Origin of the sequence: Nocardia sp. N2S4-5, assembly GCF_044628355.1 — a bacterium.
In the GTDB taxonomy this organism is placed as follows: Bacteria; Actinomycetota; Actinomycetes; order Mycobacteriales; family Mycobacteriaceae; genus Nocardia; species Nocardia wallacei_B.
In genome coordinates this window covers 1,618,803-1,639,772 of record NZ_JBIUPM010000001.1, presented here as the reverse complement: position 1 = coordinate 1,639,772, position 20,970 = coordinate 1,618,803, and the positions used below count along the sequence as shown (strand labels likewise).

16 protein-coding genes are annotated in these 20,970 nt (G+C 70.1%); 11 read left to right on the top strand and 5 right to left on the bottom strand.

What is annotated here, in order from left to right; all coding sequences use genetic code 11:
- The first annotated feature begins 78 nt into the window (after positions 1 to 78).
- From def to ACFMRZ_RS07010, 5 genes are all read left to right on the top strand, one after another.
- On the top strand, positions 79 to 669 hold the full coding sequence (def, locus tag ACFMRZ_RS07030) for a peptide deformylase (protein ID WP_280366888.1): 591 nt from the start codon (positions 79 to 81) through the stop codon (positions 667 to 669).
- Complete coding sequence (gene fmt / locus ACFMRZ_RS07025) at positions 669 to 1,592, top strand: methionyl-tRNA formyltransferase (protein ID WP_400178397.1); 924 nt, start codon at positions 669 to 671, stop codon at positions 1,590 to 1,592. Before def ends, fmt begins: the two co-directional genes overlap by 1 nt.
- 236 nt (positions 1,593 to 1,828) lie before the next feature.
- Positions 1,829 to 3,163, top strand: coding sequence for an RsmB/NOP family class I SAM-dependent RNA methyltransferase (locus tag ACFMRZ_RS07020; protein WP_400178396.1), 1,335 nt, complete (start codon positions 1,829 to 1,831; stop codon positions 3,161 to 3,163).
- A gap of 633 nt (positions 3,164 to 3,796) precedes the next feature.
- Positions 3,797 to 7,699, top strand: coding sequence for a Pls/PosA family non-ribosomal peptide synthetase (locus ACFMRZ_RS07015; protein WP_400178395.1), 3,903 nt, complete (start codon positions 3,797 to 3,799; stop codon positions 7,697 to 7,699).
- Complete coding sequence (locus ACFMRZ_RS07010) at positions 7,699 to 9,042, top strand: M1 family metallopeptidase (RefSeq protein WP_400178394.1); 1,344 nt, start codon at positions 7,699 to 7,701, stop codon at positions 9,040 to 9,042. Before ACFMRZ_RS07015 ends, ACFMRZ_RS07010 begins: the two co-directional genes overlap by 1 nt.
- A gap of 83 nt (positions 9,043 to 9,125) precedes the next feature.
- On the opposite strand, the gene ACFMRZ_RS07005 is transcribed toward ACFMRZ_RS07010, so the two are convergent.
- The 3 genes from ACFMRZ_RS07005 to ACFMRZ_RS06995 form a co-directional block, all read right to left on the bottom strand.
- A complete protein-coding gene (locus tag ACFMRZ_RS07005; RefSeq protein ID WP_400178392.1) occupies positions 9,126 to 11,201 on the bottom strand; it encodes an NAD(+) synthase in 2,076 nt (691 codons plus the stop codon).
- A gap of 4 nt (positions 11,202 to 11,205) precedes the next feature.
- A complete protein-coding gene (locus tag ACFMRZ_RS07000) occupies positions 11,206 to 11,982 on the bottom strand; it encodes an RNA polymerase sigma factor SigF (protein ID WP_280274321.1) in 777 nt (258 codons plus the stop codon).
- 140 nt (positions 11,983 to 12,122) lie between these two features.
- Entirely contained in the window at positions 12,123 to 12,545 is a 423-nt protein-coding gene (locus ACFMRZ_RS06995) for an anti-sigma factor (protein WP_280274301.1), read from the bottom strand.
- 156 nt (positions 12,546 to 12,701) lie between these two features.
- Between ACFMRZ_RS06995 and rpe the strand changes: the two genes are divergently transcribed.
- Entirely contained in the window at positions 12,702 to 13,352 is a 651-nt protein-coding gene (gene rpe / locus ACFMRZ_RS06990) for a ribulose-phosphate 3-epimerase (protein ID WP_280274320.1), read from the top strand.
- Positions 13,353 to 13,366: 14 nt separating this feature from the next.
- On the opposite strand, the gene ACFMRZ_RS06985 is transcribed toward rpe, so the two are convergent.
- Positions 13,367 to 13,837 (bottom strand): hypothetical protein, encoded by a 471-nt coding sequence (locus ACFMRZ_RS06985; protein WP_280274300.1) that lies wholly within the window; start codon positions 13,835 to 13,837, stop codon positions 13,367 to 13,369.
- A gap of 538 nt (positions 13,838 to 14,375) precedes the next feature.
- Here ACFMRZ_RS06985 and ACFMRZ_RS06980 point away from each other — a divergent pair.
- The 4 genes from ACFMRZ_RS06980 (at position 14,376) to ACFMRZ_RS06965 (ending at position 17,393) form a co-directional block, all read left to right on the top strand.
- Positions 14,376 to 14,984, top strand: a complete 609-nt coding sequence (locus tag ACFMRZ_RS06980) for a riboflavin synthase (protein ID WP_280274299.1) — start codon at positions 14,376 to 14,378, stop codon at positions 14,982 to 14,984.
- Positions 14,985 to 15,070: 86 nt separating this feature from the next.
- Positions 15,071 to 16,321 carry a bifunctional 3,4-dihydroxy-2-butanone-4-phosphate synthase/GTP cyclohydrolase II gene (locus tag ACFMRZ_RS06975; protein WP_280274298.1) on the top strand — a complete coding sequence of 417 codons (1,251 nt, stop codon included), beginning with the start codon at positions 15,071 to 15,073 and terminating at the stop codon, positions 16,319 to 16,321.
- Between the two features lie 57 nt (positions 16,322 to 16,378).
- Complete coding sequence (ribH, locus tag ACFMRZ_RS06970) at positions 16,379 to 16,885, top strand: 6,7-dimethyl-8-ribityllumazine synthase (RefSeq protein WP_280274297.1); 507 nt, start codon at positions 16,379 to 16,381, stop codon at positions 16,883 to 16,885.
- 4 nt (positions 16,886 to 16,889) lie between these two features.
- Positions 16,890 to 17,393, top strand: coding sequence for a PH domain-containing protein (locus ACFMRZ_RS06965; protein ID WP_280365444.1), 504 nt, complete (start codon positions 16,890 to 16,892; stop codon positions 17,391 to 17,393).
- A gap of 18 nt (positions 17,394 to 17,411) precedes the next feature.
- On the opposite strand, the gene ggt is transcribed toward ACFMRZ_RS06965, so the two are convergent.
- Positions 17,412 to 19,346: a gamma-glutamyltransferase gene (gene ggt, locus ACFMRZ_RS06960; protein ID WP_400178391.1), complete on the bottom strand. Its 1,935-nt coding sequence runs from the start codon at positions 19,344 to 19,346 to the stop codon at positions 17,412 to 17,414.
- Positions 19,347 to 19,470: 124 nt separating this feature from the next.
- Here ggt and ACFMRZ_RS06955 point away from each other — a divergent pair, with 124 nt between their 5' ends.
- Positions 19,471 to 20,946 (top strand): amino acid permease, encoded by a 1,476-nt coding sequence (locus tag ACFMRZ_RS06955; protein ID WP_280274294.1) that lies wholly within the window; start codon positions 19,471 to 19,473, stop codon positions 20,944 to 20,946.
- The last annotated feature ends 24 nt before the right edge of the window (positions 20,947 to 20,970 follow it).

Below are 20,970 nucleotides of genomic sequence, written 5' to 3'. Positions count from 1 at the left end.
GCGAACCCCGGCGGCACGCCGCCGCCGACTTCGTAAACTGAGACGACCGTTTCCTTACTCGCCCGGGAGTTGTTGCACGTGACCATCCAGCCCGTTCGCCTGTTCGGCGATCCCGTCCTGCGTGCCCGTGCGGACGAGGTCACCACTTTCGACAGGGAACTGCGCCAGCTGGTGACCGATCTGACCGACACCATGCGCGGCAGCGGTGGCGTCGGGATGGCGGCGCCGCAGATCGGGGTCGGCCTGCGGGTGTTCGTCTACGACACCAGCAGTGCCGGGCTCGACCGTCCGGGCACCCGGAGAGCGGGGCATCTGGTGAACCCGGCCTACGAGGTGATCGGCGCCGAGGAGCAGACCGGTCCGGAGGGCTGCCTGTCGATTCCGGGTCTGCGCTACGACGTCACCCGGGCGTTGCGGGTGATCGCCCGGGGCGTCGATTTCGACGGCGCCGCAGTCGAATTCGAGGCCGACGGCCTGCTGGCGCGGTGTGTCCAGCACGAGACCGACCATCTCGACGGCGTGCTGTACCTGGATCGGCTGGACGCCGCGACCCGCAAGGAGGCCATGCGCGCCGTGCGGGAATCGGACTGGTTCGGCGCCGGGAAGACGGTGATGTCGGCGGCCGAAGTGTCGGCCACCCGCGCCGCGGCGGCGGGACGGGGCCGCTGATGCGCCTGGTATTCGCCGGCACGCCGGAACCCGCGGTGCCGTCGCTGCGGCAGCTGATCGAGTCGTCGCGGCACGAGGTCGTGGCCGTGGTGACCCGCCCCGACGCCGTGGCCGGTCGCGGACGCAAGGTCACCCGGTCGCCGGTCGGACGGCTGGCCGACGAGCACGGCATCGAAGTGCTGACGCCGAACAAGCCCGCGGAACCCGAATTCGTCGAGCGGCTCACCGAGCTGGCGCCGGACTGCTGCCCGGTGGTGGCCTACGGCGCGCTGCTGCCCCAGCGAGTGCTCGACATTCCCCGGCACGGCTGGGTGAATCTGCACTTCTCACTGCTCCCGGCCTGGCGTGGCGCCGCGCCGGTGCAGGCGGCGATCCTGGCCGGTGACGAGATCACCGGTGCGTCGACCTTCCAGATCGAGGCCGGGCTGGACACCGGCCCGGTCTTCGGCGTGGTGACGGAGAAGATCGGCGTCGCCGACACCGCCGGGACCCTGCTGGGCAGGCTCGCGGAAACCGGTGCGCGCCTGCTGGAATCGACCCTCGACGGCATCGAGGACGGCACCGTGCACGCGGTCCCGCAGGCCACCGACGGCGTCTCCTACGCGCCCAAGATCGACTCGGATGCCGGGCACATCCGCTGGGACCAACCGGCCCTGGCGGTCGGTCGTCGCATCCGCGCCGTCACCCCCGCGCCCGGCGCCTGGACCGAAGTGGACGGCAAACGCCTCAAACTGGGTCCGGTGGAACTCGTCGAGGACACCCTGCCCGCCCGGTCGATCGACATCCGCAAAACCGGCGTCTACATCGGCACCGCCACCACCGCGGTCCGCCTGGATCAGGTTCAGCCACAAGGCAAACGCATGATGCCCGCCCTCGACTGGGCCCGCGGCGCCCGCCTCCAGCCCGGCGCGGTGGTCGAGTGACCCGCCCCGAAGATGCTGCGGGACGGCGTAATCCGAACGCCCGCGGAAAAGGCTCCCGGCAGAACGAAGCCCGCGCACCGCGACCACCGCGGTCGGACGATGCCCGCGGGCCTCAGCGCCGCCGCGCTGACCAGGCGCAGGATTCGCCATCTCGGCAGACCGGCGGCAAGGCGGGGCCGCAGGCTCGGCGAGCGGATGATGGGCGGGGGAAAGGTCGTTCCGGGCGGCGGGGTGGGGTGGCGGGGGATCCGGCTCGGGTGGTGGCGCGGGATGTGTTGCGGGCCGTGCGGGAGCGGGATGCGTATGCGAATCTCGTGTTGCCCGGGCTGCTTCGGGAGCGGCGGGTCGAGGGGCGGGACGCGGCGTTTGCCACCGAATTGGCGTATGGGGCCTGCCGGGCGATGGGGGTGCTGGATGCGGTGATCGCGGATTGTGCCGGGCGGGGCGTCGATGATATCGACGGGCCGCTGCTGGATGTGTTGCGGCTCGGCGTGTATCAGCTGCTGCGGACGCGGGTCGGTGCGCATGCGGCCGTGGATACTTCGGTGGAACTGGTGCGTGCCGAATTCGGTAGTGGCAAGGCGGGTTTCGTGAATGCCGTACTGCGGCGAGCGGGGGAGCGCACGCCGGAGGAGTGGGTCGATCGGCTGGCGCCGCGGGATCCACTGGGGCACTTGGCCTTCGAGTACGCCCATCCGAAGTGGATCGCGCAGGCATTCGCGGACGCGCTCGGCGCCCGTGCCGAGGAACTGCGCGACCTGCTGGCCGCCGACGACGAGCGCCCGGCCGTACACCTGGTGGCCCGGCCCGGCGACATCACCGCCGAGGAACTGGCCCTCGTCACGGGCGGCGAGGTCGGTCCGTGGTCGCCGTACGCCGTTCACCTCGAGGGCGGCGATCCCGGCAAGCTGGAGCCGGTGCGCGCGGGCATGGCGGCCGTGCAGGACGAGGGCAGCCAGCTGGTGGCGCTGGCGCTGGCCCGCGCCCCGCTGCACGGCCCCGACACCGGCCGCTGGCTGGACCTGTGCGCGGGACCAGGCGGCAAAACGGCGCTGCTCGGTGCCCTCGCCGATATCGACGGATACCGTGTCGACGCCGTCGAACCGGCCGAACACCGCGCCGAACTGGTGCGCAAGGCGACCGGCGGCCTGCCGGTCACGGTGCACGTGACCGACGGCCGCGCCAGCGGCCTCACCCCCGGTTACGATCGCATCCTCGTCGACGCGCCCTGCACCGGCCTCGGCGCATTGCGCAGGCGCCCCGAGGCCCGCTGGCGCCGCACCCCGGCCGACGTCCGCGACCTCACGGTCCTCCAGCGCGAACTACTCACCGCCGCTTGGGATCTGCTGCGCCCGGGCGGCGTGGTGGTCTACTCGACCTGCTCGCCACACCTCCCCGAGACCGTCGCGGTCATCGGCGACCTGGTCCGCCGCACCAACGCCGAGCAACTCGACACCCGCACCCTGTTCCCCGGCGTCACCGACCTCGGCGACGGCCCCGCCGCCCAGCTGTGGCCCCACCTGCACGGCACCGACGCGATGTTCACCGCCGCCCTACGCAAACCCGCGTAACCCTGCGGCCCGTGTGGTCTGGCCTCGGCAACGTATCCCGTGGGTCGGTTTCGGCGGCGTGTGCGTGTGGTCCGGTCCCGGCGGCGTATCCATGTGACGGGTACCCGTGTGGCCTGGCCTCGGTGGCGGACCTGTGTGACTGGCTCCCGGCGGCGTGCGTGTGGCCTGGTTCGACGGGCGTATCGTGACCCGAAACTTCTCCGGGAATGTCGGCGGGTCCGGGTCATCTCGGCCGCCGATTGTGATGTCCGCGATAGCAACTCGCCGGGGCGGTAACGCGGTAGCGGGACGTCACACGGCCGGGCTGTGTTAGGCCGACGAGCGTGGTGGACCCGAGTCGGGCCTGGTACGGGTGTTGGTGGTGCGGGGTGCGGGCGGGGCTGAGCGCGGGTCGCGGATGGCAACGGACGGGGGCGGGACCGTCTCGGTGGCGCGCCGTGCGACCGCACCGCGAGCGCGGGGTATGTCGCGACCTGGAAGAATGGTTCGGGCAAATCGGCCGCGTACGCGGCCGGCGGGGTCTTGCCCGGCGACGAGTGGGACACCGTAAGCGTGGCGTTTGCACATCGGTAACCCTGGCGTGAGACAACCACAGCGCACAGGTGGGGGCCGATCGGAAAGGTGAACAGGGACGTGATACTCCAGCCGGAGGTCTCGGAGACCGCGGCGTCCGCCGCGCCGTCTCCACTGCTGCGGTCGGCATTCGCCGCGTCGCCCCGCACCCTGGTCGACATCCTGGCCGAGACGGCGCTGGACCATCCCGACGCGCCCGCGATCGACGACGGCACCGACACCCTCAGCTACGCCGAACTGCTGGCGGAGATCGACGACACCGTGGACCGGCTGCGCGAGGCGGGTGTGCGGGCCGGCGACCGGGTGGGCGTGCGCATCCCGTCGGGCACCGGCGAGCTGTACGTCACGATTCTCGCCGTGCTGCACGCGGGAGCCGCCTACGTCCCGGTCGACGCCGACGATCCGGACGAACGCGCGCGCCTGGTCTTCGGCGAGGCCGGGGTCAGCGCGATCGTGACCGCCGACGGGGTGGTCCCGCACGGCGACACCACCGCCGCCCGCCCGGGGACCACCGCGTCCCCGGACCCGGACGACGACGCGTGGATCATCTTCACCTCCGGCTCCACCGGCACGCCGAAGGGCGTCGCGGTCACGCACCGCAACGCCGCCGCCTTCGTCGACGCCGAGGCCCGCCTGTTCCTGCCGGACGCGCCACTCGGCCCGGACGACCGGGTATTGGCCGGGCTCTCGGTGGCGTTCGACGCCTCCTGCGAGGAGATGTGGCTGGCATGGCGGCACGGCGCCTGCCTGGTCCCGGCCCCGCGGGCGCTCGTGCGCAGCGGCATGGACCTGGGCCCGTGGCTGGTGCGCCGCCGGATCACCGTCGTCTCGACCGTCCCGACACTGGCGGCGATGTGGCCCGCCGAGGCCCTCGACGCCGTGCGGCTGCTGATCTTCGGCGGCGAGGCGGTACCGCCCGAACTGGCCGAGCGCCTGGCCGGATCCGGGGCGCGCGAGGTGTGGAACACCTACGGCCCGACCGAGGCGACCGTCGTCGCCTGCGCCGCCCGGCTGACCGGACAGCCGCCCGTGCGCATCGGCCTGCCGCTGGACGGCTGGGACCTGGCCGTCGTCGACTCGGGCGGAAACCCGGTGGGGGAGGGCGAATCCGGTGAATTGGTAATCGGCGGCGCGGGCCTGGCCCGCTACCTCGACCCCGCCAAGGACGCCGAAAAGTACGCTCCCATGCCCACTCTGGGCTGGCAGCGGGCCTACCGCAGCGGTGACCTGGTCCGCAACGAGAGCGCGGGCCTGGTCTTCCTCGGCCGCGCCGACGACCAGGTGAAGATCGGCGGCCGCCGCATCGAACTCGGCGAACTCGACAACGCGCTCCAGCACCTGCCCGGCGTCACCGCGGGCGCGGCGGCCGTGCGAACCACCAAGGCGGGCAACCGGATTCTCGTCGGCTACCTGTCGGTCGCCGATCCCGGGTTCGACGTCGCGCACGCCCGGACCCTGCTCGCCGAACAGCTCCCGGCGCCGCTCGTGCCGCGCCTGGCCGTCCTCGGCGAATTACCCACGCGCACCTCGGGAAAGGTGGATCGCGACGCGCTGCCGTGGCCGCTACCGGGTGCGAAATCCGCCCAGGAACCCGCCGCGGGCCTGAGCGAGACGGCGCAATGGATTGCGGGACAGTGGAATTCGATCCTCGGCGCCGAGGTGAGCGGCCCTGACGCGGACTTCTTCGACCTCGGGGGCGGCTCACTCGCCGCGGCGCAACTGGTGACCGCGTTGCGCGCTCGGTTCTCGCAGATCACCGTCGCCGACCTGTACGACCATCCCCGGCTGGGCGCGCTCGCCGAGCTGTTGGAGTCCGCCGCACCGGTGGCCGAGGTCGCACCGCGCGTGGTCACCCCGACCCCGCGCCGCGCGCAATGGGCGCAACTACTGGCCCTGATACCGCTCACCACGCTGACCGGCCTGCAATGGCTGACCTGGCTGGGCATCGTCACCAATGTCGCGAGCTCGTTCGGCGCGATCCCGTGGATGCCGGGCCTGTCCTGGTGGTGGGCGCTGCTCGGCTTCGTGCTGTTCATCTCGCCGCCGGGCCGCATGGCGATCTGCGTCGCGGGCGCCCGGCTGCTGCTGCGGGGCGTCGGGCCGGGCAGCTATCCGCGCGGCGGCTCGGTGCACCTGCGGCTGTGGGCGGCGGTGCGGCTGTCGGAGGCCAGCGGCGCCGAGAACCTGTCCGGCGCACCGTGGATGGTGCCGTTCGCGCGAGCGCTGGGCGCCCGGGTCGGCAAGGGTGTCGACCTGCACACCCTGCCGCCGGTGACCGGTCTGCTGGAACTCGGCGACGGTTGCAGCGTCGAACCGGAGGTGGATCTGGCGGGCTACTGGATCGACGGGGACCGCGTGCACATCGGCGCGGTCCGCATCGGCGCGGGCGCGGTGGTGGGATCGCGTTCCACGCTGCTGCCCGGTGCGGTGATCGGCAAGAATGCCGTGGTGGCACCGGGTTCCGCGGTCTTCGGCAAGGTGAAGGCCGGACAGGAGTGGGCCGGCTCGCCCGCGACGAAGATCGGCAAGGCCGAGCGCCGCTGGCCCGCCGGCACCCCGCCGCGCGCCGTGCACTGGGTAGTGATTTTCGGCCTGACCTCGATGGCGCTGGCCGCCATGCCGATCGCCGGGCTGGCCGCCGGCGGCGCGTTCATCGCGTGGTGGATCCGCGACGACCGCACGCTGCCGGGCGCGGTCGCCGACGCGTTCCTGATCCTTCCCGTCGCGACACTGCTGAGCCTGGCGGTCTTCGCCGCCGCCACCCTCGTCGCGGTCCGGCTGCTGTCCATCGGGCTGACCGAGGGCTATCACCCGGTCCGCAGCCGGGTCGGCTGGCAGGCGTGGTCGACCGAGCGACTGATGGACTCGGCGCGCACCTTCCTCTTCCCGCTCTACGCCAGCCTGCTGACGCCGTTGTGGCTGCGCCTGCTCGGCGCGAGCATCGGCAAGAACGTCGAAGCGTCCACGGTGCTGCTGCTACCCAAGTTCACCACCGTCGCCGACGGCGCGTTCCTCGCCGACGACACCATGGTCGCCGGTTACGAACTCGGCGGCGGCTGGCTGCACATCGGCGACGCGAAGGTCGGCAAACGGGCCTTCCTCGGCAATTCGGGAATGACCGCGCCCGGCCGCCGGGTCCCGAAGAACGGGCTGGTGGCGGTGCTGTCGGCCGCGCCGGAGAAGGCGAAGGCCGGATCGTCGTGGCTGGGCAGCCCGCCGGTGCGGTTGCGCCGCACCGCGGGCGACTCCGACACCGGCCGGACGTTCGACCCGCCGCTGCGGCTGCGGGTCGCACGCGGGATCGTGGAGACCTGCCGCCTGTTCCCGGTGATGGTCACCTTCGGCATCGGGCTCGGAGTGTTGTTCGCGCTGGCCGCGCTGGCACAGGGGCCCGGATACTGGTTCGCGGCAATGCTGTCCGGTGTGGTGCTGCTCGTCGCGGGCGGCTTCGCCGGCGCCTGCGCGGTGGCGGCGAAGTGGCTGATGGTCGGGCGCATCGCGAAAGTCGAACACCCGCTGTGGAGTTCGTTCGTGTGGCGCAACGAGGTATCCGACGCGTTCGTGGAAACCGTTGCGGCGCCGTGGTTCGCGCGCGCGGCCACCGGCACCGCGGTGATGAACGTCTGGCTGCGCGGGCTCGGCGCGACGATCGGGCGCGGGGTGTGGTGCGAGTCGTACTGGCTGCCCGAGGCCGACCTGGTGACCCTCGGCGACGGCGCGACCGTGGAACGCGGGTGTGTGGTGCAGACCCACCTGTTCCATGATCGGATCATGGCCATGGACACGGTGACTCTGGAGGCGGGCGCCACTCTCGGCCCGCATTGCGTGGCGCTGCCGGCGGCGCGGATCGGCACCGGCGCGACCGTCGGCCCGGCGTCCCTGGTGATGCGCGGCGACACCGTGCCGTCCTCGACTCGCTGGCAGGGTAACCCGATCGCGCCCTGGCCGGAGGGCGCGGCGTGATGGGTGACAAGTTCTACGAGGTACCCATCGACGAGTACCTGCCGCAGAACGGCAACCGCGGCTACCGGGTGTCGCGCTACGAGCTGGAACTGGTCTACAAGGTGTCGAGCAACCGGCTGTCGGGCCGGGCCGCGATCACCGCGGTGACCACCGCGATGAGTTCCCGCTTCGCCCTGGATCTGTCCCAATCACTGAGTGTCACCAAGGTTTTCGTCAACGGCGCGAGGGCCAAGTACGCGCATCAGCGCGGGAAGCTGACGGTCACACCGGCGCAGAAGATTCCGGCGGGCGGCGTGCTCGCCATCGTCGTCCAATACGCGGGCACCCCGCGGCCGGTGCGCGGTCCGTGGGGCGAGGTCGGCTGGGAGGAATTGACCGACGGCGCGCTGGTGGCCAGCCAGCCCAACGGCGCCGCCTCCTGGTTCCCCTGCGACGATCACCCGAGTTCCAAAGCGAGCTACCGGATTTCGATCACCACCGACTCGCCCTACTACGCCGTCGCCAACGGCACGCTGATCCGCAAGCAGACCAAGGCCAGCCAGACCACCTGGGTCTACGAGCAGCCGGAACCGATGTCGAGCTACCTGGCGACCATCCAGATCGGCCCGTACCGGCGATACCGCGTCGGGTCGGCGCACGGTGCCGACGTGCCGATGCACGCGCTGGTCCCGCCGCGGCTGCGCACGGCCTTCGAGCACGACTTCGAGCGGCAGCCGCGGATGATGGCGGAATTCCGGGAACGGTTCGGGCCCTACCCTTTCGAGGGCTACACGGTGGTGGTGACCGACGACGAACTGGAGATCCCGATCGAGGCGCAGGGCCTGTCGATCTTCGGCGCCAACCACTGCGACGGCCGGCGCGGCGCGGAACGGCTGATCGCCCACGAGCTGGCCCACCAGTGGTTCGGCAACAGCCTCACGGTGCGGCAGTGGCGCGATATCTGGCTGCACGAGGGCTTCGCCTGCTACGCGGAGTGGATCTGGTCGGAGGCCGCGGGCGGCCCGAGCGCCGACCAGCTGGCCCGCGCGGCCCGGCACAATCTGGCCCGCAGCCCCCAGGACATCGTGGTCGGCGATCCGGGACCGGGCCTGATGTTCGACGATCGCGTCTACAAGCGCGGCGCGCTCACCCTGCACACCCTCCGCCTCGAACTCGGCGACGCCAAATTCTTCGGCCTGCTCCGCGAATGGACGGCCCGATACCGCCACTCCTCGGTCGACACCGAGGAATTCGCCGACCTGGCCGGTCATTACAGCACCGCGTCCCTGCGCCCGCTGTGGGCGGCCTGGCTCTACGACCGGCCACTACCCCAGCTGCCCCCGCAGAGCAGCACGGCGGGTTGAGGCGGACCGGCCTGCGCGGACACTTTCCGCACCAACGCGGCTTATTCCGCCACTTCGCGCCGAACTGCGTCCGGCCAGGCCGGTCAGGCCCCCGGGACGTTGCGTTCGAGTTCGTCGAGCCAGGCGGTCGCGACCGCGTCGCTGGGGGCGCGCCAGTCGCCGCGCGGGGACAGCGAGCCGCCGGACCCGACCTTCGGCGCGTTCGGCAGGGTGGACCGCTTGAACTGGCTGGTCTGCACGAACCGGCGGAGGAATTCGGCCAGCCAGTGCTTGATCGCGGGCAGGTCGTATTCGTGGCGGTCGGCCTCGGGGATCAGATCGGGCCAGCGGCCGCGGGTGCGGTCGGACCACGCGTGGTGCGCCAGATAGGCGATCCGGCTGGGCAGATAGCCGAAGCGCAACAGGAAGTACAGGTGGAAATCCTGGAGTTCGTAGGGGCCGACGGTGGCCTCCGAACTCTGCCCGGGCTGCCCCGAATCCCCTTCCGCCGCATCGTTGTCCGACGGAACCAGCTCCGGTGAGATCTCGGTCGACAGGATCGAGGTCAGTACCTCGTCGGCGGCCGGGCCCAGTTCGCCGGTGTCCACCGCCCAGGCGATCAGATACTTGATCAGCGTCTTGGGCACCGACGCGTTCACGCTGTAGTGCGCCATGTGATCGCCGACGCCGAAGGTGCACCAGCCCAGCGCGAGTTCGCTGAGGTCCCCGGTGCCGACGACCAGCGCGTGCTGCTGATTCGCCAGCCGGAACAGGTGCGAGGTGCGCTCGCCCGCCTGGACGTTCTCGTAGGTGACGTCGTATTGCGGAACGCCGTCCGCCGCAGGGTGTTCCAGGTCGCGCAGCATCTGCGTCGCGGACGGCCGGATGTCGATCTCGTGGGCCGACACCCCGAGCGCGCGCATCAGCCGGTGCGCGTCGTTCAATGTCCTTGTGCCGGTGGCGAATCCGGGCATGGTGTAGGCCAGCACGTGCGAGCGGGGCAGGCCCAGCCGGTCCATCGTCTTGGCGGCCACGATCAACGCCAGGGTGGAATCGAGCCCGCCCGAGACCCCGATCACCACGCGCTGCGATCCGGTCGCCGCCAGCCGAGTGCTCAGCCCCGCCACCTGGATGTGGTGCACCTCCGCGCACCGCTCGTTGCGCACCGCCGGATTCGCGGGAACGTAAGGGAAGCGCGGCAATTCGCGCTCCAGGCGGACCTCGCCGGACGGTATCGGCAGCTCCGTCTCGATCCGGCGCAGCCGCGCCAGCCGCTCGCGATGGTCGTGCACATTGTCGGCGAAACTGGTCATCCGCAGCCGGTCGGCGGCCAGCCGCGGCAGGTCCAGATCGGCGGTCACGAGCTGCGGATGGTCGGCGAAACGCTCGCCCTCGGCGAGCAGATCGCCGTTCTCGCAGATCACCGCCTGCCCGTCCCAGGCCATATCGGTGGTCGACTCCCCGTTGCCCGCGGCCGAATACAGGTAGGCGGCGATATTGCGGGCCGAGTGCGAGGCGCACAATTGCCGCCGATAATCCGCCTTGCCCACGACGATATTGCTGGCCGAAAGGTTCACCAGCACCGTCGCCCCGGCTAGCGCGGCGAAACCGCTGGGCGGCAACGGCACCCAGCCGTCCTCGCAGATCTCCAGGTGGCAGCAGAACCCGTCCAGATTCGACGCCGTGAACAGCAGATCGGCCCCGAACGGCACCCGCTGCCCGGCGACGGTGAGATGGTCGTCGAGGTTCTCCCGCGCCGCCGCGAACTGCCGCTTCTCGTAGAACTCGCGGTAGTTCGGCAGATAGCTCTTGGGCACCGCGCCCAGCACCCGGCCCCGATCGATGACGATGCCGCAGTTGAACAATCGACCCTGGGCCCGCACCGGCGCCCCGACCACCAGCACCGTCTCGATCCCGGCGCTCTCGGCGACCACTCGCTCCAGCGCCGCGTCGACGGCGTATTGCAGCGCGTCCTGATGGAACAGATCGTCGGCGGTGTAGCAGGACAGGCCCAGTTCGGGGAAGACGGTCAGCACCGCGTGCCGGTCGGCCGCCTGGCGCGCCAGCGTCAGGGTCTGCTCGGCGTTGTAGGCCGGATCGGCCACCCGCACGGGCGGGACGGCCACCGCGACCCGGGCGAACCCGTGCCGGTACAGCGAATCGAACGGCAGCTGCGTCATGCGTTCACTCCCGGGCCGACTGCTCCCGCAGCCGGGCAAGGGTTTTGGCGAGAATGCGGGAGACGTGCATCTGGGAGATGCCCATGCGCTGCGCGATCTGGGTCTGGGTCATGGATTCGAAGAAGCGCATGGTGAGGATCCGCCGTTCGCGCTCGGGCAGCCCGGCCAGCAGCGGCCGGATCGCCACGTACTCCTCGACCCGGTCGAACTGCGACTCCTCCTCGCCGAGGGTGTCCAGCAGCGACGCCTCGGTGTCGCGGCCCACCGACACGGCGTCGATGGAGCTGGGCTGGTAGGCATTGCCCGCGATGACCGCCTGGGTCACCTCGTCCGGGTTGATCTCCAGCTCGGCGGCGATCTCCTTGACCGTCGGGGAGCGGCCCAGCGACTGCGACAGGGTGTCGATGGCGGCCCCGATGCGCAGATGAGTTTCCTTGACGCGCCGCGGAACTCGCATCGCCCAGGTGTTGTCGCGGAAGTAGCGCCGCACCTCGCCCATGATCGTGGGCACCGCGAAGGACAGGAAGTTCGAGCCGCGGGTGATGTCGAACCGGTCCACCGCGTGCACCAGGCCCACCCGCGCGACCTGGGTCAGATCGTCGAAAGGCTCACCGCGCCCGCTGAATTTGCGGGCGATGTGGTCGGCCAGCGGAATGCAGCGGCCGATCAGCTGCGCCCGCAGCTCGGCCCGCCGGTCGGCATCGTCGCCGGATCGCGCGAGTTCCTCGAAAAGCGTTGTGACGTCGTCATATCCGGTGACCGACTGGGCGACCTCCGCCACGTCCTCGTCGTTCTCGGTGGCCTGGTCCTCTGCGCTTTTCTCGGCGCTGGCGTCGGAGCCGGCGGTGGCCGGTGAGCGCGGCTGGGACTGGTCGGCTGCCGCGGCGTCGCCGGACTCGAACACGGTGTCCTCGTCAGCCACTACGCCTTCCCCCGGACCCGCCGGAATTCCACGATGGTCGGGAAGCCGGATGCCGTCTGGTCGAAGGGGTCCTGAGTGATTGTCACCTCATCGGTGAGCGTGCGCAGCACATGCCAGCCGAAGCTGCGCTGGTCGGGCAGGCCCTCGGCGGCCGCGATGCCGGTGACGCGCACCAGCAGGTCCTCGTCGCCCACGGTGAACCGGCACCGCAGCGCGGTGCCCGGACCGGCCACGGAGATGAGTGTCGAGCAGGCCTCGTCGACCGCCAGCCGGATGTCGGCCACCTCGTCCAGGGTGAAATCGCTGAGCAGCACCAGCGTTTCGGCGAGCCCGCGCACGATCGGCAACTGTGACACGGTAGCGGCGACGCCGATCTCCACGGGGGTGCTGCGCAGGCCCTGTTCCGCCGAAATATTGATCACCCTGAGAAGGCTACCCAAGACCGCCGCCGGTAATCCGTTCTGTGCCTGCATTGAGACGGCAGGTGGCCTCGACAGGCAGGTCATAGGGGTGTTGCGGGCACCGCTACACTTCGCGCTGTGTCCACCTCGAACCCACCCTTCCACCGGCCGTCACCGATGATCGCCCCGTCCATCCTGTCCGCCGATTTCGCGCATCTCGCGCACGAGGCGCAGGCGGTCGCGAGCGCCGACTGGCTCCATGTCGACGTGATGGACAACCACTTCGTACCGAACCTGACTCTCGGCCTGCCGGTGGTGCAGAGCCTGCTGAAGACGACCGACATCCCGCTGGACTGTCACCTCATGATCGAGGATCCGGGTCGCTGGGCGCCGCCGTACGCCGAGGCGGGCGCCTACAACGTCACCTTCCACGCCGAGGCCACCGACGATCCGGTCGCCGTCGCCCGCGACATTCACGCCGCGGGCGCCAAGGCCGGTCTGTCGGTGAAGCCGAACACGCCGATCGAGCCGTACCTGGAGATGTTGCGGCACTTCGACACCCTGCTGGTGATGAGCGTGGAGCCGGGCTTCGGTGGCCAGTCCTTCATCCCGCATGTACTGGACAAGGCCCGCACGGTCCGGCGGCTGGTCGACTCCGGTGAGCTGCGGCTGGTCGTCGAGATCGACGGTGGCATCAATATGGACACCATCGAGCAGGCCGCCGAGGCCGGGATCGACTGTTTCGTCGCCGGGTCGGCGGTGTACGGCACCGAGGATCCGGGTGCGACGGTGGAGAAACTGCGCCAGAAGGTCGTGGCCGCCCAGTAGTAGCGGCGAAAAGGTCAGCGCGCCGGTACTTTTCGGCCGCACACCGCCCGGGTCGCCTCGATGACGGACTCCAGCGGTGGCACCGTGTCGGCGGTCTCGGGTGTCCGGATCCAGGTGCGGTATCCGGTGCGCTCGTCCTCCGCCGACGGCAGCACCACCTGGCTGCCGGTGCAGGCCACGGTGACGTAGAGCCGGAACAGTTCGGCCGAGACGTAGTTGGTCAGGCTGTCCGGGTGGGCCGGGCCGGTGAGGAAGGTCCAGCGCCGGGCGCGGGGATGGTGGACGACGGGCCCGGCCAGTTGGTCCTGTGTCAGCTGCCGCTGCACGCGTTCGCCGAGATCCGCCGGCATGGTGATGGCGCCGTAGCGTTTGCCGATCTCGAGCAGGATGTGACGTGACGTGGGATCGATCGATGCCGGCAGGTGAAATTCGCGACGGTATTGAACACAGCGAACCTCGAGTGTCGAATCGAGAAGCGTGGTCACACCGCACCCCCATCTCTGTCGTGGTTGTCCAACCTGGATCCGGCCCCTCGCGGGACCGCTGACTTCCTTCGGTTCGACCGGCCGAGCGGCGAAAATGCTCGTGATGAAGAAGTTGAACGCCGGGGATCAACTGCATAACAATATTGCTTCCGATTTCAAGCGAACGCAAGCTTCGGGTGTAAGTGAGTCGGCGACCGGGTACAAACCCGGCTCCGGGACTCGACGGTCGCGGTAATTCCCGGTGCGGGTCTCGGCAAACAGCCCCCGGAAATTAATCGGCGGCGAAATTCGCCTTTCTCGTCGGGATAATTCCCGGACTTACAGGAATGTATTTCCGATTCTGACCAGCGCACAAGTCTCTTCGGCTGTTTCGCCCGGCTTTGCCGGACGCCGGTCTGGCGAACGCGGGACGGACGCGGCCGGGTGCCGCCTACGACCGCGCGTCGTTACGCTGGAGGCGCCGCAGCGGCTCCCGGGAATAGCACCGGCGGTGCGGGCTGTTGGCGCTAGCGGGCACCGGGTGACAGGAGAAAAGGGCATGTTCACAGGCATCGTCGAGGAACTGGGCGAGATCGTCGCCGCGGACCGGCTGGCCGATTCGGCCCGCCTGACCATCCGCGGCAAACTGGTGACCTCCGATGCCGGACACGGTGATTCGATCGCGGTGAACGGAGTCTGCCTGACCGTCGTGGACGTCGTCGACGGCGATTCGTTCACCACCGATGTCATGGGGGAGACCCTCGACCGCTCCAGTCTGGGCGGACTGGGCGCCGGGTCGCGGGTGAATCTGGAACGCGCCGCTGCCGTGAACAGCCGCCTCGGCGGCCATATCGTGCAGGGGCACGTCGACGGCACCGGCACCGTCGTTTCCCGCGACCCGCAGGAGAACTGGGAGGTCGTGCGCATCTCGCTGCCGGAGAACCTGGCCCGCTACGTCGTGGCGAAGGGGTCCATCACCGTCGACGGCATCTCGCTGACGGTCTCGGCGCTCGGCGGCGACGCCGCGTCCGGCGACTGGTTCGAGGTGTCGCTGATCCCCACCACCCGCGAACTCACCACCCTCGGCACCGCACCGGTCGGCGCCACCGTCAATCTCGAGGTCGATGTCATCGCCAAGTACGTCGAACGGTTGCAGCAGCGCGGATAGGCAGGCTGCCGTCACGGGCCGATCCGGGAACCAGGGCCCGACGCAGTACTGTTACTGGTACCTAATCGAGATGGAGCGCAGCAGACGTGACCAGGTTCGACACCATCGAGCGCGCAGTCGCCGACATCGCCGCCGGTAAGGCGGTCGTCGTCGTCGACGACGAGGGCCGTGAGAACGAGGGCGATCTCATCTTCGCCGCGGAGAAGGCGACCCCCGAGCTGGTGGCCTTCATGATCCGCTACACCTCCGGCTACATCTGTGTGCCGCTGACCGGTGCCGACTGCGACCGCCTGGGCCTTCCCCCGATGTACGCGATCAACCAGGACAAACACGGCACCGCGTACACGGTGTCGGTGGACGCGCGCGAGGGCGTCAGCACCGGCATCTCCGCCGCCGACCGGGCCACCACCATGCGCCGGCTCGCCGATCGGTTCGCCAAGCCCGAGGACTTCACCCGGCCCGGGCACGTGGTGCCGCTGCGCGCCAAGGACGGCGGCGTGCTGCGCCGCCCCGGCCACACCGAGGCGGCCGTGGACCTCGCGCGCCTCGCCGGTCTCGGCCCCGCCGGCGTGATCTGCGAGATCGTCAGCCAGAAGAACGAGGGCGACATGGCCCGCACCGAGGAGCTGCGGGTCTTCGCCGACGAGCACGAACTCGCGCTGATCTCCATCGCCGACATGATCGCGTGGCGGCGCAAGCACGAGAAGCAGGTGGAGCGGGTCGCCGAGGCGCGCATCCCCACCAGGTTCGGCGAGTTCCGGGCGGTCGGTTACAAGAGCATCTACGACGAGGTGGAGCATGTCGCGCTGGTGCGCGGCGACTTCACCGTCGACGGCGGCGAGGACGTCCTGGTCCGGGTGCACTCCGAGTGCCTGACCGGCGACGTGTTCGGCTCGCTGCGCTGTGACTGCGGCCCGCAACTGGACGCCGCCATGGAGATGGTGGCGGCCGAGGGCCGGGGCGTGGTGCTGTACATGCGCGGGCACGAGGGCCGCGGCATCGGCCTGATGCACAAGTTGCAGGCCTACCAGCTCCAGGACAACGGGCACGACACCGTCGACGCCAACATCGAACTGGGCCTGCCCGCCGACGCCCGCGATTACGGCACCGGCGCGCAGATCCTGGTCGACCTGGGCATCCGCTCCATGCGGCTGCTGACCAACAACCCGGCCAAGCGTGTCGGCCTGGACGGCTACGGGCTCAGCATCACCGAGCGGGTGCCGATGCCGGTGCGCGCCAACGCCGAGAACCTGCACTACCTGCGCACCAAGCGGGATCGCATGGGCCACGACCTGGTCGGGCTGGACGATCTCGACCTGGGCGAGACCGCGCGATAATCCCCGCGCGCTTCGAGCGGACACGACGACGGCCACACGGAAAGGCGGATCTTTCGAATGAGCGGTACGGGCGTACCGGAGTTCGCGCTCGAGGATGCGAAGAGCCTGCGGCTCGGCATCGTCGCCTCGCGGTGGCATACCAAGATCTGCGACACCCTGGTCGCCAACGCCGAGCGGGTGGCCCGCGCCAGCGGGGTCGAGGAGATCACCGTGGTGCGCTGCGCGGGCGCGATGGAACTGCCCGTGGTGGCGCAGGCGCTCGCCCGCGACCATGACGCGGTGGTCGCGCTCGGCGTCGTGATCCGGGGCGAGACACCGCATTTCGAATACGTCTGCGACGCGGTGACCGCCGGCCTGACCCGGGTGTCGCTGGACGAGAGCACCCCGGTGACCAACGGCGTGCTCACCGTCAACACCGAGCACCAGGCCCTGGACCGGGCGGGACTGCCGGATTCGGCGGAGGACAAGGGCGAGCAGGCCGCCGCCGCCGCGCTGGACGCGGCATTGACGCTGCGGGCGCTGCGCACCGCGCCCGACACCGCCGGACGCGGCCAGACGGTCTGAGCCGATGTCGCCCGTCGTCCGCATCTGGAAGCGCGGTCCGCAACCCCCCGAGCCGGAAGCCGCTGGGCCGCAGTGGGATCTGGAGGTGCGGCCGCGGCGTGCGGTGCGGACCGCGCGGATCGTGGCCGCGGTGATCGCGATCCTGTTCACCGTCGCCGGTCTCGCCTCGGCGCACAGCGCGACGGGCGTGAACTTCCGCGGGGCCGACCAGGTGGCGGTCATCTGTTTCGGGTGGCTGCTCGCCGGTGCGGTGCTGCTGCTGACCCGGCCCCGGGTGCGGGTGGGCGCGCAGGGCGTCTCGGTGCGAAATATCCTGGGTGACAACATGTTCGAGTGGAAAGACATTCGCGGCATCACGATCCCGGACAAGCGTGCCTGGGCCCGCCTCGAACTCTCCGGCGACGAGTACGTCCCGATGCTGGCGATCCGCGTCAATGACAAGGAGCACGCGGCCCACGCCATGGACCGCTTCCGCGACCTCGGCGCGAAATACACCGCGGAGCAATAGCGCCGAGCCGCGGAACCCTTACTTGGCGTCGCCCATCACCGCGCCCTCGCGGCGGGGGTCCGCGCCGCCGATCCAGCCGTCGCCGTCCCGTCGCAGCGCGCTGAGGCCGCTGGTCTGGGCGTCGACGGAGACCTGGTGGCCCATCTCGCGCAGTCGCCGCACGAGCGGGTCGTGGTCGCCCTTGTCGGTGGCATCGATCGCCGGGTGCTCACCGCCGACGCCGGTGACCGGCGTATTGGCCGCGCCGAACGCGACCCCGGACACCGCCTGCTGCGGGTCGAGCCGCCAATCCAGCATGTTCACCAGCGTTTTCACGACGAACTGGATGATCACCGAGCCGCCGGGCGAGCCGGTCACATAGGAGAGCTGACCGCGTGCCCCGTCGGCGCCGCGGTCGAACACCAGCGTCGGGCTCATCGAACTGCGGGGGCGCTTGCCCGGCTGCAGCCGGTTGGCCAGCGGTGCGCCGTCGGCCGCCGTGGGAGTGGCGTTGAAGTCGGTGAGCTGGTTGTTGAGGACGAAGCCGTCGACGAGATGGAACGAGCCGAAGGCCGACTCCACCGTCGTGGTCATCGCGGCGGCGTTGCCGTACTTGTCCACCACCGAGACATGGCTGGTGCCGTGCTCGGGCGGCTGCGGGCCGGTGCCGAGCGGCACGGGACCGAAGTCGCCGGGTTGCGCGGTGCCCATCGCCCGGTCCGGGTTGATCTGTGCCGCACGTTGTTTCAGGTAATCCCTGTTCAGCAGCGTATCGGGGGAGTTGCCCGGCAGCGGGACGAAATCCGTGTCGGCGACGTACTTGTCGCGGTCGGCGTAAGCCAGCCGCTCCGCCTCCGAAATCAGATGGACCGCTTGGGCATTGGGCTTGCCCCCATTGTTGTCGACATTGTCCGGCGGTAGCGCCGACAGGTCGAAATTCGACAGGATGCCCAGGGTGGCGGCGACCGTGATGCCGCCCGAGGACGGATTGGGCATGCCGCAGATCTCGTGCTCGCGGTAGCCCGTGCACAGCGCTGTCCGCTTCTTGGCCTGGTAACCGGCCAGATCCGCGAGGGTGATCTGGCCCGGGGTGCGCCCGCCGGAGGTGGTGGCGGTGGCATCGACGATGTCCTGGGCGATGGCGCCGGTGTAGAACGCGGCCGGACCGTCGGAGGCGATGGCGCCCAGCGTTTTCGCCATGGCCGGATTGGTCAGGTTGGCGCCGACGGGCTTGGGGCTGCCGTCCGGCTGGAGAAAGTAGGCCTTGGCATTCTCGTCGCGGGCCAGATCGGGGGCGGACTCCGCGATCTGGCCGGCCAGCCGCGGACTGATCGCGAAGCCCTGATCGGCCAAGTCGATCGCGGGGGTGAACAGGTCGCGCCAGGGCTGCTTGCCGTGGTCGTTGTGCGCCAGTTCCAGCAGCCGCAGCGCGCCCGGCACGCCGATGGACCGGCCGCTGGCCCGCGCATTCGGTTGCGGCGCGGTCTGATCGGTGTCGCTGACCCAGCGTAGATAGTTCTCGGTGGCGGCGGCGGGCGCGACCTCGCGGCCGTCGTAGGCCTCGACCGCGCGCGCGGCCGCGTCGTAGTACATCAGGAACGCGCCGCCGCCGATGCCGGAGGCCTGCGGCTCCACCAAGCCGAGCACCAACTGCGCCGCCACCAGTGCGTCGGCCGCCGTGCCGCCGTCGGCCAGCACGCGGCAGGCCGCCTGTGTCGCAAGGGGATTGGCGGCCGACACGGCATAGGTGCCGGTGCGCACCGGCGTCATATTGCCGCGATAGCCCGACGCGATCTCGGGATTGGTCGCGATATCGGTGCCGGTGGCGGTGGGACCGGCGGCGACGCGGGTGCCGTTCGGGGTCTCCGCGCACGACGGCGCCGACCGCTCGGAATCCGATGAGCAGCCGGTGATCACTCCGGCGGCGAGCAGTGCGGCGGTGGCACCGGCCCAGATGTGTCGCGTGCGCCTCATGACCGGACTCTATCGCCCGAGTCCGACACGGGCAGTGCTTTCGTCCGGCCACCACCGGGGAACTCCGCTACCGACCAGGTAACCTCGGACGCTCACCGACCGATCGCGGAGGGCCAACCGGCAGATGACGGAAGTGCGGAGCAAGACATTCCTCGAAGCCGAGGACAGCGGCTACCACAAGAGTCTGAAACCACGCCAGCTGCAGATGATCGCCATCGGCGGTGCGATCGGCACCGGACTGTTCCTCGGCGCGGGCGGCCGCCTGGCGAGTGCCGGTCCCGGACTGTTCCTGGTCTACGGCGTGTGCGGCGTCTTCGTGTTCTTCATTCTGCGGGCGCTGGGGGAACTGGTCCTGCACCGGCCGTCGTCGGGATCGTTCGTCTCCTATGCCCGCGAGTTCTACGGCGAGAAGGCCGCTTTCGCCGCCGGGTGGATGTACTTCCTGAACTGGTCGATGACCGGCATCGTCGACACCACCGCCATCGCCACCTATCTGCACTACTGGGGCCCGTTCCAGCCGGTTGCCCAGTGGCTGCTGGCGCTGGTCGCGCTGTGCCTCGTGCTCGGGGTCAACCTGATCTCGGTGAAGTGGTTCGGCGAACTGGAATTCTGGGCGGCGCTGGTGAAGGTCGTCGCGCTGGTGGCGTTCCTGGGGATCGGCACCTTCTTCCTGGCGGGCCGGTTCACCGTCGACGGCAACGAGACGGGCCTGGGCATGGTGTCGCATGCCGGGGGCTGGTTCCCGACCGGCCTGCTGCCGCTGGTCACCGTGACCTCCGGCGTCGTATTCGCCTACGCGGCCGTGGAAATGGTCGGGACCGCGGCGGGGGAGACGGAGAACCCGCAGAAGATCATGCCGCGGGCGATCAACTCGGTGATCCTGCGCATCGTGGTGTTCTACATCGGCTCGCTGGTGCTGCTGGCGCTGCTGCTGCCGTACACGGCGTACTCAGCGTCGGAGAGCCCGTTCGTCACCTTCTTCGGCAAACTCGGTGTGGGGAACGCGGGTTCGGTGATGAACTTCGTGGTGCTCACCGCCGCGTTCTCGAGCCTGAACGCGGGGCTGTACTCCACGGGTCGCATTCTGCGGTCGATGTCGATGAACGGCAGCGCGCCGAAGTTCACCGGCCGCATGAACAAGCGCGGCGTGCCCTACGGCGGCATCCTGCTGACCAGCGTCATCGCCCTGTTCGGCATCTGGCTCAACTACATCGTGCCCGCGCGCGCGTTCGAGATCGTGCTGAACGTGGCCTCGATGGGCATCCTGTCGTCCTGGGCGACGATCGTGCTGTGCCAGTTGCAGCTGTGGCGGCGGTGGCGCAACGGTGAGGCCGAACGCCCGGCGTTCCGGATGTTCGGGGCACCCTACACGGGCCTCGCGACGCTGGTGTTCCTGGCGGTCGTGCTGGTGCTGATGGGCTTCGACTATCCGGTCGGGACCTGGACGGTCGCCAGCCTGGTCGTGCTCGTGCCCGCGCTGATCCTGGGCTGGTTCGCCGCGCGCAAACGGGTGCTGGCCATCGCGGCGGAGCGCCGTGGATACACCGGCGAGTTCCCGGTGGTCGCCAACATTCCCCTCGACGACGACCGAGAAACCTAGCGCCGCACTACTTTACGCTCCGTG

What these genes read in the sequence shown, in the direction of transcription:
- ACFMRZ_RS07010 (WP_400178394.1), top strand. Translation starts at nt 7,699, where the DNA reads ATGGGTGACAAGTTCTACGAGGTACCCATCGACGAGTACCTGCCGCAG.
- ggt (WP_400178391.1), bottom strand. Translation starts at nt 19,346, where the DNA reads ATGAGGCGCACGCGACACATCTGGGCCGGTGCCACCGCCGCACTGCTC.
- ribH (WP_280274297.1), top strand. Translation starts at nt 16,379, where the DNA reads ATGAGCGGTACGGGCGTACCGGAGTTCGCGCTCGAGGATGCGAAGAGC.
- ACFMRZ_RS06980 (WP_280274299.1), top strand. Translation starts at nt 14,376, where the DNA reads ATGTTCACAGGCATCGTCGAGGAACTGGGCGAGATCGTCGCCGCGGAC.
- fmt (WP_400178397.1), top strand. Translation starts at nt 669, where the DNA reads ATGCGCCTGGTATTCGCCGGCACGCCGGAACCCGCGGTGCCGTCGCTG.
- ACFMRZ_RS06965 (WP_280365444.1), top strand. Translation starts at nt 16,890, where the DNA reads ATGTCGCCCGTCGTCCGCATCTGGAAGCGCGGTCCGCAACCCCCCGAG.
- ACFMRZ_RS06955 (WP_280274294.1), top strand. Translation starts at nt 19,471, where the DNA reads ATGACGGAAGTGCGGAGCAAGACATTCCTCGAAGCCGAGGACAGCGGC.
- ACFMRZ_RS07005 (WP_400178392.1), bottom strand. Translation starts at nt 11,201, where the DNA reads ATGACGCAGCTGCCGTTCGATTCGCTGTACCGGCACGGGTTCGCCCGG.
- rpe (WP_280274320.1), top strand. Translation starts at nt 12,702, where the DNA reads ATGATCGCCCCGTCCATCCTGTCCGCCGATTTCGCGCATCTCGCGCAC.